Origin of the sequence: Rhizobium sp. SL42, assembly GCF_021729845.1 — a bacterium.
In the GTDB taxonomy this organism is placed as follows: domain Bacteria; phylum Pseudomonadota; class Alphaproteobacteria; order Rhizobiales; family Rhizobiaceae; genus Allorhizobium.
Genome location: NZ_CP063397.1, coordinates 2,196,727 through 2,211,859 on the forward strand (window position 1 = coordinate 2,196,727; position 15,133 = coordinate 2,211,859).

A 15,133-nucleotide genomic window follows, 5' to 3' on the forward strand; every position below is an offset into this window, starting at 1 on the left:
CAAAAAAAAACAAGGTCTGTGAAGACCTTGTTCTAATAATCGCGTGATCCTTCACCAATTAAGGGGCTGCGACAAGCGCGCCTAAGATCTGATCCTCCCAAGACTTTACCGCGATAATGGCAAGAATTTGAACTCCTTGCCTCTTTTATGGGCTGAAACTAGCCCAATCCGTGGACGTTGTCACCCCTAAAATTTGCATAAATGCTACAGTCACCGAAAAAAATCGCCTAAGCCCTAAATGTCGCACGGCTGCCACAAAACGCCAGCATTTGCAGCATGTTCGAAGGGGACGCAACGACTGGCGCAACCGCTTGTGGGCGATTTCGCGGGATCTCGCTTGCGGGTTTTCATCGGATGCCGAAACGGCTATGAACGCATCCGGATATCCCATTTCAATCGCTGATTCCGCCCCTTGGCCGGATCATCAACCAGCTGGAATTCGTTATGCGTCTGTCGCGCTATTTCATGCCGATCCTGAAGGAAAACCCGAAGGAAGCCGAAATCGTTTCTCATCGCCTGATGCTGCGCGCGGGCATGATCCGCCAGCAGAGCCAGGGGATCTATTCCTGGCTGCCGCTCGGCAAGCGCGTGCTCGACAAGGTCAACAAGATCATCCGCGAGGAGCAGAACCGCGCCGGTGCCATCGAATTGTCCATGCCGACCCTGCAGTCCGCCGAACTCTGGCAGGAAAGCGGTCGCTACGAGGACTACGGCAAGGAAATGCTGCGCATCAAGGACCGTCAGGACCGCCCGATGCTCTATGGCCCGACCAACGAGGAAATGATCACGGACATCTTCCGCTCTTCGGTCAAGTCGTACAAGAGCCTGCCGCTCAACCTCTATCATATTCAGCTGAAGTTCCGCGACGAGATCCGTCCGCGTTTCGGCACCATGCGCTCGCGCGAGTTCCTGATGAAGGATGCCTATTCCTTCGACCTGACCCAGGCAGAGGCGATCCATTCCTACAACAAGATGTTTGCAGCCTACTTGCGCACCTTTGCCCGTCTCGGTGTAAGGGCGATCCCGATGCGCGCCGATACCGGCCCGATTGGCGGCAACCACAGCCACGAATTCATCATTCTGGCAGATACCGGCGAATCGGAAGTCTTTTCGCACAAGGCCTTCATCGATTTCGAGATTCCGGCAGAAGACACGAACTTCGACGATGTGGCCGGCCTGCAGGCGATCTTCGACAAATGGACCTCGGTCTATGCCGCGACGTCGGAAATGCATGACGAGACGGCCTTCAACGCCATTGCGGAAGGCGATCGCCTGTCTGCCCGCGGCATCGAAGTCGGCCATATCTTCTATTTCGGCACGAAATACTCCGAGCCGATGGGCGCCAAGGTCCAGGGTCCGGACGGCAAGGAACACCTTGTCCACATGGGTTCCTATGGCATTGGACCGTCACGCCTTGTTCCCGCCATCATCGAAGCCTCGCATGACGACAACGGAATCATCTGGCCGGCATCCGTCGCGCCGTTTGATGCAGCCGTGATCAACATGAAAGCGGGCGACGAGGCTTGCGACGCTGCGTGTGAAACGCTCTACGCGGCCCTGCTCAAGGCCGGCAAGGACGTTCTGCTCGACGATACGGATGATCGCGCGGGCACCAAGTTCGCCACGGCTGACCTCATCGGCGTGCCGGTGCAGATCATTGTCGGCCCTCGCTCGGTCGCCGCTGGCGAAATCGAGCTCAAGGACCGCAAGACCGGTGCGCGCGAGACGATGACGATCGAAGCGGCGATCAACAAGCTGACTGCCTAAGGGCGAAAGCAGGGAGGCACCATGGCGAGCAAAGCCGCTGGCAACGAGACGGGCACAGCCCAAAAGGGCACCGCCGCACGGGCTTTTTCCGCCTTTGAACGCATGGTCGCCTGGCGCTACCTGAGGGCGCGGCGCAAGGAGGCGTTCATTTCGGTGATCGCCGGTTTCTCCTTCGTCGGCATCATGCTTGGCGTGGCGACGCTGATCATCGTCATGGCGGTGATGAACGGCTTCCGGACGGAACTGGTCTCGCGCATTCTGGGCATCAACGGCCATATGATCGTGCAACCGATCGATCAGCCATTGAACGACTATGCCGATCTCGCAACCCGCTTTTCGTCCGTTGCGGGTGTCACGATGGCTTTGCCACTGGTCGAGGGCCAGACGCTGGCATCGGGTCGGGAAGGGGCAGGCACCGGCGCGCTGGTGCGCGGCATCCGTCCGGATGACCTCGCCAAGCTCACGGTCGTCTCCAGCAATATCCGCTCCGGCGACATGGTCGGCTTCACCGCCGGGCAGGGCGTGCTGATCGGTTCGCGCATGGCCGCCCAGTTGGGCTTGAGCGCCGGCGACACGATCACGCTCGTCTCGCCTGAAGGCGATGTGACGCCGATGGGAGTCAATCCGCGGGTCAAGTCCTACCCGGTTTCGGGCATTTTCGAGATCGGCATGTCGGAATATGATGCCTCGATCATCTATATGCCGCTGGAGGAGGCGCAGCTTTATTTCAATGTCGAGGGCATCGTCCAGTCGATCGAGCTTTTCATTTCGGATCCCGACGCAGTGGACGACCTGAGGCCGTTGATCGAGCAGGCCGCCGGTCGCCAGATCTTCATCACCGACTGGCGCCAGCGCAACCAGACCTTCTTCTCGGCCCTTCAGGTCGAGCGCAACGTCATGTTCATGATCCTGACGCTGATCGTGCTTGTTGCGGCACTCAACATCATTTCCGGCCTGATCATGCTGGTCAAGGACAAGGCGAGCGACATCGCTATCCTGCGCACCATGGGTGCGACATCGGGCGCCATCATGCGCATCTTCTTCATGACGGGTGCGGCCATCGGCACGACTGGCACATTCGCCGGCGTTCTGCTCGGTGTTGTCGTCTGTCTGAACATCGAATCGATCCGCCAGTTCTTCTCCTGGGTGTCGGGCACGGTGCTGTTTGATCCGGAACTCTATTTCCTCAGCCAGTTGCCGGCGGACATGAATGTCGGCGAGACGATTTCCGTGGTGGTGATGGCGCTCAGCCTGTCCTTCATGGCGACCATTTTCCCTGCCTGGCGGGCCTCGCGCCTCGATCCGGTGCAGGCATTGCGCTACGAATAAGGATGCCGACCCCGATGGCCAACGACGTTGTTCTTTCGCTTGCCGGCATCGACCGCCACTACGGTCAGGGCGAAACCGTGCTTTCCATCCTGAAAGGTGCCGATTTCACCCTGCGCACCGGTGAGACTGTCGCGCTTGTGGCGCCGTCAGGCACCGGCAAATCGACGCTTCTGCATATCGCCGGTCTGCTTGAGCATCCGGACGCCGGCGAAGTCACGGTCGGCGGCATTGCCTGCCAGGAGCTCGGCGATGAACAGCGCACGACGATCCGGCGCAATTCCGTCGGTTTCGTCTACCAGTTTCATCATCTCCTGCCGGAATTCACCGCACTGGAAAACGTGATGATGCCACAGTTGATCGCGGGCCTCAGCCAGGCCGAGGCGAAGGAACGGGGCAAGCAGCTTCTCGACTATATGCGCATCGGTCCGCGGGCAGAACATCGCCCGGCGGAATTGTCCGGTGGTGAGCAGCAGCGCGTCGCGATTGCGCGCGCGGTCGCGAACGCGCCGCTGGTGTTGCTCGCCGACGAACCGACCGGCAACCTCGATCCGGAAACCGCCTCTTACGTCTTCTCGGCGCTCGAAGCGCTGGTGCGCCAATCGGGACTGTCCGCGATGATCGCGACGCACAATCACGAGATCGCGCGACGCATGGATCGTTGTGTAACCCTGGTTGACGGCAAGATCGTCGAATTCCAGCCCTGATATAAATTCGAACAGGCAGCGGCCCGCGGTTGGATGGAATTCTGTTCCGTTCGACGGCGGGCTTTTTTTTGGTTGACAACGGAACGTAATGAGAACAAAATAAAAACATAAAGAGACAGGAGACAGACATGACCGAGATACTTCGTGACGTTGCTGCATTCGCCTCCCTTGCTATGTTTGTTGGTAGTATGTCGCTGATCATGCTGGCACTCTGAAGCACTCTTCCGGCAAAGCTGTAGAGAGAGGCTTTGCCGGATCAAACTCCGCTGGACTTCACATCTTCGAACGTTGAAAACTGCGCTGATTCAAGATGCGTGAGGATGAAACCGATGGGCGAGGCAAACGGCGGCAAGGAAACTTCCGATCGGTTGGGTGGAAGCCCGGGTTTTGTCCATCTGCGCGTGCACTCGGCCTTCTCGCTTTTGGAAGGTGCGCTGCCGCTGAAAAAGATTCTGGGCAAGGCGGTTGCCGATAGCCAGCCCGCAATCGCGATCACCGACACCAACAATCTCTTCGTTGCACTCGAATTTTCCCAGAAGGCACTTGGTGACGGCGTCCAGCCGATCATCGGCTGTCAACTGTCGATCGAAATGGAGGATTCGTCCGGCGAAAAGCGCAATGGCCATGTGGCGAAATTGCCATCGATCGTCGTTCTGGCAGCCAATCCGGCCGGATACGAACGTCTGGTTGACATCGTCAGTCGCGCCTATCTCGGTGGCGATGCCGGTCACGCCGTGCACGTGAAGATGTCGTGGCTCGAGGAAGCCGGAACCGATGGGCTGATTGCGCTGACCGGAGCATCCGACGGGCCCGTCGACCTCATGCTGAAGGACGGCCACAAGGCGCAGGCCGAGAGCCGGCTGCTGGCGCTGAAGGCACTGTTTGGCGACCGGCTGTATGTCGAACTGCAGCGCCATGGCAATTATGATCGTGGCCACGAGCGTCGCATGGTTCAGCTCGCCTATGATCACGACCTGCCCTTGGTGGCGACCAATGAAGCCTTCTTCCCGTCGCGAGCCGACTATGATGCCCATGACGCGCTGATGGCCGTTGCCCACAACGCGATCGTCTCGGATGACAACCGGTTTCGCTTGACCCCGGACCATTATCTGAAGAGCCGTGCCGAGATGGTCGAACTGTTTTCGGATCTGCCGGAAGCGCTCGACAATACGATCGAGATCGCCCGGCGCTGCTCCTTCGTGCTCGACACACGCAAGCCGATCCTGCCGCGCTTCACCGGCGGCAGTGACGATCCGGAAGAGGCCGAGCGCGAGGAGTCGCGCGAATTGCGCCGTCAGGCGGTCGAGGGCCTCGACATGCGTCTGGCAACGCTCGGTATGGCGAAGGGCTACGAGGAAAACGAGTATCGCGAACGGCTCGATTTCGAACTCTCGGTCATCGAGCGGATGAAGTTCCCCGGTTACTTCCTGATCGTTGCCGACTTCATCAAATGGGCAAAGCAGCACGACATTCCGGTTGGTCCCGGACGTGGTTCCGGTGCGGGTTCGCTTGTCGCCTATGCGCTGACCATCACCGACGTTGATCCGCTGCGCTTCTCCTTGCTGTTCGAACGTTTCCTCAACCCCGACCGTGTCTCGATGCCGGACTTCGATATCGACTTCTGCCAGGACCGCCGCGAAGAGGTCATTCGCTACGTCCAGCAGAAATACGGCCGCGAGCAGGTGGCGCAGATCATCACCTTCGGGTCGTTGCAGGCGCGTGCGGCCCTTCGCGACGTCGGCCGTGTTCTGGAAATGCCCTATGGTCAGGTCGACCGGATCTGTAAGCTCGTTCCGAACAACCCCGCCAATCCGACGCCTCTGTCGAAGGCGATCGAGGAAGAGCCGAAATTCCAGGAAGAGATCGACAAGGAGCCGGTCGTCGGGCGTTTGCTCGATATCGCCCAGAAGATCGAGGGTCTCTATCGTCACGCCTCGACCCACGCCGCCGGCATCGTCATTGGTGACCGCCCGCTGTCGAAGCTCGTGCCGATGTACCGCGATCCACGCTCGGACATGCCGGTTACCCAGTTCAACATGAAATGGGTGGAGCAGGCGGGTCTGGTCAAATTCGACTTTCTCGGCCTGAAGACGCTGACCGTGTTGAAGACGGCGGTAGACTTCGTCGTTGAGCAGCGTGGCCACAAGGTCGATCTGGCGGCCATCCCGCTCGACGACATGCCGACCTATGACATGCTGTCGCGCGGCGAGACGGTCGGCGTGTTCCAGGTGGAAAGTGCCGGCATGCGCAAGGCGCTGATCGGCATGCGGCCCGACTGCATCGAGGATATCATCGCGCTTGTGGCCCTCTATCGCCCGGGTCCGATGGAGAACATCCCGACGTACAACGCCCGCAAACACGGCGAAGAGGAAATCGAGTCCGTCCATCCGTCGATCGATTATCTCCTGAAGGAAACTCAAGGGGTTATCGTCTACCAGGAGCAGGTCATGCAGATCGCCCAGGTCCTGTCGGGCTATTCGCTCGGCGAGGCCGATCTGCTGCGCCGCGCCATGGGTAAGAAGATCAAGGCCGAGATGGACCAGCAAAGCGCCCGTTTCGTCGACGGCGCGGTCAAGAACGGCGTCTCGAAACCGCAGGCCGTCAACATCTTCGAACTTCTGGCGAAGTTCGCCAACTACGGCTTCAACAAGTCGCATGCCGCGGCCTACGCCATCGTCTCCTACCAGACCGCCTATATGAAGGCGCATTATCCGGTTGAATTCCTCGCAGCGTCGATGACGCTCGATATGTCGAACACGGAAAAGCTGGTGGATTTTCGCCAGGATGCCGGTCGCCTGGGTATCCAGGTCGTGCCGCCCTCGGTGCAGACCTCTTTCCGCCATTTCCAGACTGGCCCGAACAGGATCTTCTATGCGCTAGCCGCAATCAAGGGCGTCGGCGAAGCGGCAGTCGATCACATCGTGCAGGTAAGGGGAGACACGCCCTTTGCCGATATCGAGGATTTCTGCCTGCGCATCGATCCCAAGCAGGTCAACCGCCGCGTCTTTGAAAGCCTGATTTCCGCTGGCGCCTTCGATTGTTTCGGCCATGACCGCGCCGAGATGAGCGGCAGCCTCGACCGGATCATGGGCTATGCCCAGCGCGCCCAGGAAAATGCCGTCAGCGGCCAGTCCGATATGTTCGGCTCCGGCGGAGCGAGCGGCCCGGAACGCATCGTCTTTGCGCCGTACACGCCGTATCTCTCCTCCGAGAAGCTGATGCGCGAGTTCCAGGTGCTGGGCTTTTATCTCTCGGCTCACCCGCTCGATGCCTATCGCTCCTTGCTTGAAAAGCTGCGCGTCCAGAACTTTGCCGATTTTTCCGTTGCAGTGAAGCAGGGAGCCACCGCGGGTCGTCTGGCAGGCACCGTGATTTCCCGTCAGGAACGCAAGACCCGCACCGGCAACAAGATGGGCATCGTCACCTTCTCCGATGCCTCGGGCCAATATGAAGCGGTACTGTTTTCCGAAGGCCTCAATCAGTATCGCGATCTGCTGGAATCGGGCAAGTCGCTGGTCATTACCGTCGCGGCCGAGGAACGTCCGGAAGGCATCGGCCTTCGCATCCAGACGGCACAGTCGCTGGAGGAACAGTCGATCCGCATGCAGAAGGCGATGCGCGTCTATGTCCGCGATTCAGGGCCGTTGCGCGCCGTGGCCGCACATTTGAATGCGCGCGGCGACGGGCTTGTCTCGTTTATCGTCATCAAGGATGACGGCAAACGCGAGATCGAGGTCGAACTGACGGAGAAATTCCGCATTTCGCCGGAAATCGCCGCTGCCATGCGCTCGACGCCCGGCGTGCTCGATGTCGAACTGGTGAGCTGACGATCAGCCTCGGGGCGGCGGCCGTGTCACTGTGATGAAGTCCGTTCCGTCGCCGGTCTCCGTACCGAGGCCGATGTCCGAAATCGTGATCGAGGTGCCCTCGCTGAGCATGGTCTCGATCTTGGCGCGGATGTCGCCCGGGATCTCGATCCGTGCCAGTGCGGCTTCGGCGCTGAACACGGCCTGATCGTCTGCCGGTGTGACAATGCCGAGACGCTTCATGGCCGGCTTCGTCAGGTGGTTTTCCAACGTGACCGAACGCCATTCGGCCTTGCCCTTGTAGCGGTCGACGGAGGTTGCCTCGATGAAATGCGTGCCGAGCGCCAGTTCCGGCCTGGCAATCGAGATAGGTGCCTCGAACAGCGGCTTGAATTGCTGCCGGATCATGATCTGGCCGGCTGGCGGCGGTCCCTTGCCTGCAGACTGGTAAAGCGCGGCGAGGAAGCTCTTCGACAGGATGGTGTCACTCTTTTCGATGGATTTCCAGCGCTTGTAGCCCTTGATCGCGGCAATGGTCTTGGAGCCCAGCAGTCCGTCGGCAACGCCCACGTCAAAGCCGAGATCGGCCAGCAGATGCTGTACGTCGAGGATCTGTTCGCGCTCGCTGCGCCGGGTAATGAGAATTCGCAGTGCCGGTTCTTCGTCCTCGAGAACCAGCGAGGCCGACGCGCCGGCTTTGGGAGGCAGTTGGTTCATTGCCACTTCGACCGGCTTCAGCGATGCGTCAATCGTTGTCGGACGCAGTTGAACATCCGAGAGCAACTGGCCGTCCTCAACCGGAATGCGTGGCACGAAGAGCGTCGCATGCGACAGCGTGCGCGGCGTCACAGGATCATCGGTGATGATCACATGCGCGCCACGTTCGGTCATGGAAAACAGTGATTTGGCAAATCCGTTCGGCAGGCGCACGCAGCCATGCGAGGCCGGATAATTCGGCACCTTGCCTTCGTGCAGCGCGATGCCGGACCATGTCAGTCGCTGCATGAAGGGCATCGGTGCGTTCGAATAGAGATTGGACTCGTGATACTTGCGCTTTTCCAGGATCGAGAACACGCCCGATGGCGTGGTGTGCCCGGCCTTGCCGGTCGAGACCCTGGACGTCGCCACGATCTGGTCACCGTCATAGACGGTCAGCGTCTGGTCTGTCTTCGAAACATAGATCTGCAGCGGTGCCGACCCATTGGCATGACTTGGCGAGACAAGTGCCGTGCTGGCGGCAAGACAGAGACCGAAGGCGAGGGCAAAACGCTGGAACATGGACCGACCGTTGATACGCAATACTGGGTTGGCGGCGATCCTAGGACGCGAAGTTTAAGAAAGCTTTTGTCTGAGCTGTGTGATCGGCGCGAACACGTGACTGTGAACTGTGCCAAGGCGATATCCACAGGGCGGATTTGACACGTCTCGTCTCAGGCCGAACGCGCGCCCCTTGGCCGAAGCTGCGGCGAGGCAAGCGCCAGTAGCAGCGCGGCAAGCGGAAGGGAAAAGCCATAACCCAGATGCTTGAAACCCAATGCACCGACGAGACCGCCGAGAAAAAACATCGTGACGATGGGCACCAGCACCCCGAGTTTCTTTCCGTCGGCCGTCACGGGCGCATGTTGCGCCAGCCGCGCAGCCCTCCTGTAGCCGAGCTTACCGAGTTCGATGCCGATATCGGTGACCATGCCGGTCAGGTGGGTCGTGCGGATGCGGGCACCGGAAATCTTGGTGATGGTGGCGTTCTGCAGGCCCATGATGAAGCACAGCAGCGGCCCGGTCGAAATCGCCATGATCGGCGCATGTGGCAGAAAGGCGCCGATTGCACCGAAGACAATCAGCAGGCCGGATTCCAGCGCCAGCGGATAGGCATATTGCTGGTGTCGTCGATGACGCCTTGCCCAGTTGATCAGGATCGCCGAACAGGCAGCGCCGGTCGTGAAAAATACCAGTGCCGCAAGACCGACGCCCACGAGCCCGACAAGCCCAAGCGCAAGATTGTCTGCGATCGACGAAACGATGCCGGTCATATGCGAGGTGTATTGGCCGATCGCCAGAAAGCCGCCTGCATTGATCGCGCCGGCAACGAAGGACAGAACCATGCCGAGCATGATGTCATTCGGCGCGTTGCGCCGATGCGAAGCCGCCATGCGAAAGATCCTCAGCGACTTGCGTCGTGCGAATGTGCGGCGTTGCACCTTTGTCTTCTGGCTTTCCGATAGGGTATGCATTGCCTTGTCCTGAGAACCAATTTGCCGCTTCAATCCGCGAAACGGACCGCTGCAGCTATCTCGCCTTCACCGCAAGCGCGCTAGGAGCGTTTGGCGGGAAAGGTATAGCCGGTCTGCACGGTACCCTTGCCGAACTTGTCGCGCAATTTGTCCATTGCGGCCTCCGCGGCTGCCCGTCTCGATGCCTGTTCGTCGACCAGGTCAGGCGGATCGGCGACTGAAGGATCCTTGAGATCGGAGACGCCGATACCGATCAGGCGAAAGCGTGTGCCATCGGTCTCCTTCTCGAGCAGGGACAAGCCCGTGCGGAAAATCCGGTCCGCCAGTTGCGTCGGATCGTCCAGCTTGCGGTTGCGCGTTCGTGTCTTGAAATCCGCGGTTTTCAGTTTGAGGACGACGGTTTGTCCGGCGATGCCGTGGCGTTTCAGTCGCCATGCCACCTTTTCCGACATCTCCCTCAGATGTTTGGTCAGCTCATCCGCCCGGCTGGTATCCTCGAAAAACGTCGTTTCCGCCGAAACGCTCTTGGCAGCCTCATTGGCATGCACCTCGCGATCGTCGATCCCGCGCGACAACCGCGAGAGCCGCTGTCCCATGACGCCGTAGCGCCGCATCAGATCGGTTTCATCCATGGTCTGCAATTGGCCGATACTGCGAATGCCGTCCTGCGCCAAGGTGGCCGCCAGGGCCTTGCCGACCCCCCAGATCATCGTCACCGGCTTGTCCGCCAGAAACCGCAAGGCCTCTTCCTCGCCGATAACCGAAAAACCACGCGGTTTCTGCAGGTCGGACGCTACCTTTGCCAGAAACTTGCAGTAGGACAGCCCGACCGAGATCGTGATGCCGATTTCATGCTCCACCCGCCGCGCAAACCGTGCCAGCACCATGGCCGGTGGCTCGTGATGCAGCAGCTCGGTCCCCTTGAGCTCGAGAAAAGCCTCGTCGATCGAGATCGGCTGCACCAGCGGCGTCAGTTCCTCCATCAGAGCCCGCACCTCGCGGCCGACACGCACATATTTTTCCATGTCCGGCCGAATCACCACGGCCTGCGGACAGGCTTCCAGCGCCTTGAACATCGGCATCGCGGAACGCACGCCATGAATACGCGCGACATAACATGCCGTCGAGACCACGCCACGTTTGCCGCCGCCGATGATCACCGGCTTGTCGATCAGGTCCGGATTGTCACGTTTCTCGATCGACGCATAAAAGGCATCGCAGTCGACATGGGCAAGGGTCAGGCGGCGAAGTTCCGAGTGATAGACCAGCCTCGGACTTCCGCAGGCATGGCATCGCTTGCGGCCATCAGGCTGCCCCTTGAGGCAGTCACGGCAAAAGCCTGGAAACTGTGGTTCGGTGCGCGTCATGACAGGAACAAAAATTGAACATCGCCACATTAGCGGATGTATTCTGCCTTACAAGCCATGATCAGAGCCGAATCCAGGCCGCCCACTCTTTTCGTTCGGATTGCAGGTGCCGACCCGCCTCAGGTGCCGAAATGCGTGGTGATCATGGTCTTCGCCTCGATCCAGTCGGCCGCCTTTCGCACAGGGGCCGGGGGCAGAGGAGCATAGGTGTGTATCTCGACCGGCGGCGGCATATAGACGAGCAGGCAGGCGGGGACATGTTCGCCGACCGAATGCAGGTTATGCGCCATGTCATCGACAAAGGCGACCGGCAGAGACCTGTCCGCATGTAGTGCCGCCACCAATGGCCCCTTGGCTTCGTCGGCGGCGATCAGCGGATAGCGCAGTGTCAGCTGGTCGAGCAGCCGGCGACGCGCGTCCACGTGCCGTGGCGGCATCGCTGTGAGGAAAACCAGGTCCGCCGCGCCGGCCAGGCTATGCAGGACCTCGACCGCCTCGGCAAACGGCGTCTGCCAGCTTTCCTGGGCCATGAAGAACTCATCGATCAGCGACTGGACGGCCGGCGCGTCCAGAACGGTTTCGTCGAGGCTTGAGACGATGTTCCCGGTGAGTTTGAATGACCGGGGGATGAGGCGATGGCCACAGCTTTCGAGAAAGGCGGCGAATGGCGTCGCAAATTGTAGCACCACGTCATCGACATCGCAGACGATCAGTGGTTTATCGGTGAGGCGGATAGTGCCGATGCCGGCTGCCATCAGATTTCGCCGGAATCAAGGGTTGGTTGCGAATAGCGCTGCGCAGCGGCCATGACTGTTTCTGGCTTCGTCCCGGTCGCCGTGCAAAACGCCATCAGCGTCGGTTCATGCGCCATCAGGAAATCCAGCATGCCGGCGAGGAAGCCGGGATCATTGACCGCCTGGCGCATCTGGTCCGGCCGCACGCCGGAAAGCGCCAGAAAACGAGAGAGCATGTCGGGCTCGCTTGCGAGCCAGCCGAGAACAGCCACCGCTGTTGCTTCGGCTTCCTGGTGTATATGCCTGTTTTCCATCAAGTCTTTTCCTGTCTGCCTGTCGAATTACCGATTTCGAAACCAAATAGCACTACCTTGCGTGATGACGGAAGATGCAACCCGCCGCCGGATCTCGCGTTTAGATCTGTTAGGTGCGGGATAAGGGACCGGGTGAATGCCGAAAAAGGTAATGATTGTTGAAGACAATGAGCTGAATATGAAGCTCTTCCGCGATCTTATCGAGGCCTCCGGCTACGAGACGGTGCAGACCCGCAATGGCATGGAAGCGATGGATCTGGCGCGCCGCCACAAGCCCGATCTGATTCTCATGGACATTCAGTTGCCGGAAGTCTCCGGTCTTGAAGTGACGAAGTGGCTGAAGGAAGATCCTGATCTGCATGTGATCCCGGTCATTGCGGTCACGGCCTTTGCCATGAAAGGTGACGAGGAGCGCATCCGCCAGGGAGGATGCGAGGCCTATGTCTCCAAGCCGATCTCGGTGCCGAAGTTCATCGAAACCATCAAGACCTATCTCGGGGACGCGTAAGGAAACCAGCCATGACCGCGCGCATCCTCGTTGTCGATGATATCCCCGCGAATGTGAAGTTGCTCGAAGCGCGGCTGATGGCCGAATATTTCGAAGTGCTGACCGCCGACAATGGTCGTGATGCGCTCAATATCTGCGACAGCACCCAGGTGGACGTCATCCTGCTCGACATCATGATGCCGGAGATGGATGGCTTCGAAGTCTGCGAGCGGCTCAAATCCAGTCCGCGCACGGCCCATATCCCCGTCGTCATGGTGACCGCGCTCGACCAGCCATCCGATCGGGTCCGCGGACTGAAGGCGGGTGCCGACGATTTTCTGACCAAGCCGGTCAACGACCTGCAACTGATCTCGCGGGTGAAAAGCCTTGTGCGGCTGAAGACGCTCAGCGACGAATTGCGCATCCGCTCCGACGACGCGCGGCACGCCGGCATCGAGGACGCGCTGCGCCTGCATGACGGGCGCCTGGACGAACCGGCGCAGATCCTGCTGGTCGACAGCCGCGGCGCCTCGCAGGAGCGCATCATCAAGTCGCTGAAGCCGATCGCCATGGTCAGCGCCATGTCCGACCCGCAGGCGGCGGTGTTTGAGGCTGCGGAAAACCCATTCGATCTGGTCATCGTCAACTGCAATCTCGAGGACTATGATCCGCTTCGCCTGTGCTCGCAGCTGCGCACTTTGGAGCGGACGCGTTTCATCCCCATCCTGCTGATCACCGAGCAGGGCGATGAGCAGATGATCATTCGTGCGCTCGATCTTGGCGTCAATGACTATATCGTCCGACCGCTCGACCCCAACGAACTGGTGGCCCGTACGCTGACCCAGGTGCGTCGCAAGCGTTTCAACGACCAGCTGCGCAACAGCGTGCGCCAGACCGTCGAACTCGCTGTCACGGATGGCCTCACGGGCCTCCACAATCGACGCTATCTCGACAACCACCTGCGCACCCTGTTTGCCCGCGCCATGGCACGTGGCCGGCCTCTGACGCTCTGCATCACCGATATCGACCGCTTCAAGCAGGTCAACGATGTGCATGGCCACGATGCGGGCGACGAAGTGCTGAAGGAGTTCGCTGGACGCATCCGCGGGACCGTGCGGGGGGCAGATCTCGCCTGCCGCTACGGTGGCGAAGAATTTGTTGTCGTGATGCCGGATACGTCCGCCGAAGTTGCAACGGTGGTGGCCGAGCGCCTGCGCGGCATGATCGAGGCACGGCCCTTCCAGCTACGGTCCGGCGAGAAGTCGTTGATGCTGACTGCTTCCATGGGCATTGCCACGATGGGGCCGGGTATCGTTACACCCGAGCAGTTGCTGAAACAGGCCGACCGCGCGCTTTACGAAGCGAAGAATTCCGGTCGCAACCGGGTCGTTGCTGCCGCTGCGTGAGCCGGCGGCCTCGGCTCTAAAATTCCACCACTAAAATCAGGGTGTTGCGTTGGCCTTGTCGGTTGATAACAATGCGATTGTTCACAGCTTTGTGGTCTGCATTCCAAGTGAGCATACATTCCTAATGCTGATGTGATTTTGAGCAGTTACAAAACCGACCTTCTGACGGCCGGCAACTATTAATTTCCTCATAGTGTCCTTCACGACACACTCTGGCGCGTGCTGCGCAATGATCCAGTTCGGCAATATTTCAAATTTTTGCGCGTATACGGCCGCCCGGGATTGGGTCGGTGCTACCTGTCGTGATTTTTGAGGGATTTGACTGAGATGTACTTGGAGAAATCTTGGTCAAGTCCAAGTAGAAAAATCGCCTTCATTGTCTCTCGAGGCGTTTATGCACAATCATTGATAGTTAATTTAACCATAATTGAATCGCTGACTGTCTCGCAGTTAATAAAGTGTTGATTTTTTTCTCCAGTTGAGTGATTTTCACTGTGTGGAACAAAACCTCTCAAAGAGGTTCTTGATACCCCATGATGCTCAGGTCCGCCGCATCTCCTGGGTCGTGGGGTCGGTCGGTTGGTATGCAACGTCCAAAACGGTTCCTCGTGCCGTGTTTGCGTACCGACCGACCCCCTAATTGAAAAACACCGGTCTCCGAAAGGAGGCCGGTGTTTTTCGTTTCACGGGATCGCGTTGAACCGATGTACGCCCTTGAGCAGCAGCACAAAATGAAAAAGGCGCGTCACTCGCGTGACACGCCTTTTTGATAGGAAGAGATCAGGGATTACTTGATCTTGGTTTCCTTGAACTCGACGTGCTTGCGCGCGATCGGGTCATACTTCGTCTTGTTCATCTTATCCGTCATCGTACGGCTGTTCTTCGTGGTAACGTAGAAGAAACCCGTGTCGGCCGTCGACAGAAGCTTGATCTTGATGGTTGTAGCCTTGGCCATGGTCGTCCTGCCTCTAATAAACTAAGCCGTGGA

General features: G+C 59.3%; 12 protein-coding genes. 6 read left to right on the forward strand and 6 right to left on the reverse strand.

Features of this window, described 5'->3' with window-relative positions; all coding sequences use genetic code 11:
- Positions 1-444: 444 nt before the first annotated feature.
- The 4 genes from proS (at position 445) to dnaE (ending at position 7,627) form a co-directional block, all read left to right on the forward strand.
- Positions 445-1,767, forward strand: coding sequence for a proline--tRNA ligase (gene proS, locus IM739_RS10365; protein WP_237367727.1), 1,323 nt, complete (start codon positions 445-447; stop codon positions 1,765-1,767).
- Positions 1,768-1,788: 21 nt separating this feature from the next.
- Entirely contained in the window at positions 1,789-3,096 is a 1,308-nt protein-coding gene (locus IM739_RS10370; RefSeq protein WP_237367728.1) for a lipoprotein-releasing ABC transporter permease subunit, read from the forward strand.
- A 14-nt stretch (positions 3,097-3,110) separates the two neighbouring features.
- Entirely contained in the window at positions 3,111-3,800 is a 690-nt protein-coding gene (locus IM739_RS10375) for an ABC transporter ATP-binding protein (protein ID WP_007599375.1), read from the forward strand.
- 329 nt (positions 3,801-4,129) lie between these two features.
- Positions 4,130-7,627 carry a DNA polymerase III subunit alpha gene (gene dnaE, locus IM739_RS10380; RefSeq protein ID WP_237367729.1) on the forward strand — a complete coding sequence of 1,166 codons (3,498 nt, stop codon included), beginning with the start codon at positions 4,130-4,132 and terminating at the stop codon, positions 7,625-7,627.
- Positions 7,628-7,630: 3 nt separating this feature from the next.
- Here the strand turns inward: dnaE and IM739_RS10385 are convergent, their stop codons facing one another.
- From IM739_RS10385 to IM739_RS10405, 5 genes are all read right to left on the reverse strand, one after another.
- Positions 7,631-8,884 carry a L,D-transpeptidase family protein gene (locus IM739_RS10385; protein ID WP_237367730.1) on the reverse strand — a complete coding sequence of 418 codons (1,254 nt, stop codon included), beginning with the start codon at positions 8,882-8,884 and terminating at the stop codon, positions 7,631-7,633.
- A 152-nt stretch (positions 8,885-9,036) separates the two neighbouring features.
- A complete protein-coding gene (locus IM739_RS10390) occupies positions 9,037-9,837 on the reverse strand; it encodes a YoaK family protein (RefSeq protein WP_237367731.1) in 801 nt (266 codons plus the stop codon).
- Between the two features lie 80 nt (positions 9,838-9,917).
- The gene (locus IM739_RS10395) at positions 9,918-11,204 is read right to left on the reverse strand and encodes a DNA polymerase IV (RefSeq protein WP_237367732.1); all 1,287 of its coding nucleotides are present in this window, start codon (positions 11,202-11,204) and stop codon (positions 9,918-9,920) included.
- Between the two features lie 119 nt (positions 11,205-11,323).
- Entirely contained in the window at positions 11,324-11,959 is a 636-nt protein-coding gene (locus IM739_RS10400; RefSeq protein ID WP_237367733.1) for a hypothetical protein, read from the reverse strand.
- A complete protein-coding gene (locus IM739_RS10405; protein WP_237367734.1) occupies positions 11,959-12,252 on the reverse strand; it encodes a DUF3572 domain-containing protein in 294 nt (97 codons plus the stop codon). The genes IM739_RS10400 and IM739_RS10405 overlap by 1 nt, the downstream gene beginning before the upstream one ends.
- A gap of 136 nt (positions 12,253-12,388) precedes the next feature.
- Here IM739_RS10405 and IM739_RS10410 point away from each other — a divergent pair, with 136 nt between their 5' ends.
- Positions 12,389-12,760 (forward strand): response regulator, encoded by a 372-nt coding sequence (locus IM739_RS10410; RefSeq protein ID WP_007599342.1) that lies wholly within the window; start codon positions 12,389-12,391, stop codon positions 12,758-12,760.
- Between the two features lie 11 nt (positions 12,761-12,771).
- Positions 12,772-14,145: a PleD family two-component system response regulator gene (locus IM739_RS10415; RefSeq protein WP_237367735.1), complete on the forward strand. Its 1,374-nt coding sequence runs from the start codon at positions 12,772-12,774 to the stop codon at positions 14,143-14,145.
- Positions 14,146-14,932: 787 nt separating this feature from the next.
- Here the strand turns inward: IM739_RS10415 and rpmG are convergent.
- Positions 14,933-15,100, reverse strand: a complete 168-nt coding sequence (gene rpmG / locus IM739_RS10420) for a 50S ribosomal protein L33 (RefSeq protein WP_007599340.1) — start codon at positions 15,098-15,100, stop codon at positions 14,933-14,935.
- Positions 15,101-15,133 lie beyond the last annotated feature (33 nt).

Excerpts from the sequence above, each read along its gene's own strand:
- proS (WP_237367727.1), top strand. The coding sequence starts at position 445 with ATGCGTCTGTCGCGCTATTTCATGCCGATCCTGAAGGAAAACCCGAAG.
- IM739_RS10370 (WP_237367728.1), top strand. The coding sequence starts at position 1,789 with ATGGCGAGCAAAGCCGCTGGCAACGAGACGGGCACAGCCCAAAAGGGC.
- IM739_RS10375 (WP_007599375.1), top strand. The coding sequence starts at position 3,111 with ATGGCCAACGACGTTGTTCTTTCGCTTGCCGGCATCGACCGCCACTAC.
- dnaE (WP_237367729.1), top strand. The coding sequence starts at position 4,130 with ATGGGCGAGGCAAACGGCGGCAAGGAAACTTCCGATCGGTTGGGTGGA.
- IM739_RS10385 (WP_237367730.1), bottom strand. The coding sequence starts at position 8,884 with ATGTTCCAGCGTTTTGCCCTCGCCTTCGGTCTCTGTCTTGCCGCCAGC.
- IM739_RS10390 (WP_237367731.1), bottom strand. The coding sequence starts at position 9,837 with ATGCATACCCTATCGGAAAGCCAGAAGACAAAGGTGCAACGCCGCACA.
- IM739_RS10395 (WP_237367732.1), bottom strand. The coding sequence starts at position 11,204 with ATGACGCGCACCGAACCACAGTTTCCAGGCTTTTGCCGTGACTGCCTC.
- IM739_RS10400 (WP_237367733.1), bottom strand. The coding sequence starts at position 11,959 with ATGGCAGCCGGCATCGGCACTATCCGCCTCACCGATAAACCACTGATC.
- IM739_RS10405 (WP_237367734.1), bottom strand. The coding sequence starts at position 12,252 with ATGGAAAACAGGCATATACACCAGGAAGCCGAAGCAACAGCGGTGGCT.
- IM739_RS10410 (WP_007599342.1), top strand. The coding sequence starts at position 12,389 with ATGCCGAAAAAGGTAATGATTGTTGAAGACAATGAGCTGAATATGAAG.
- IM739_RS10415 (WP_237367735.1), top strand. The coding sequence starts at position 12,772 with ATGACCGCGCGCATCCTCGTTGTCGATGATATCCCCGCGAATGTGAAG.
- rpmG (WP_007599340.1), bottom strand. The coding sequence starts at position 15,100 with ATGGCCAAGGCTACAACCATCAAGATCAAGCTTCTGTCGACGGCCGAC.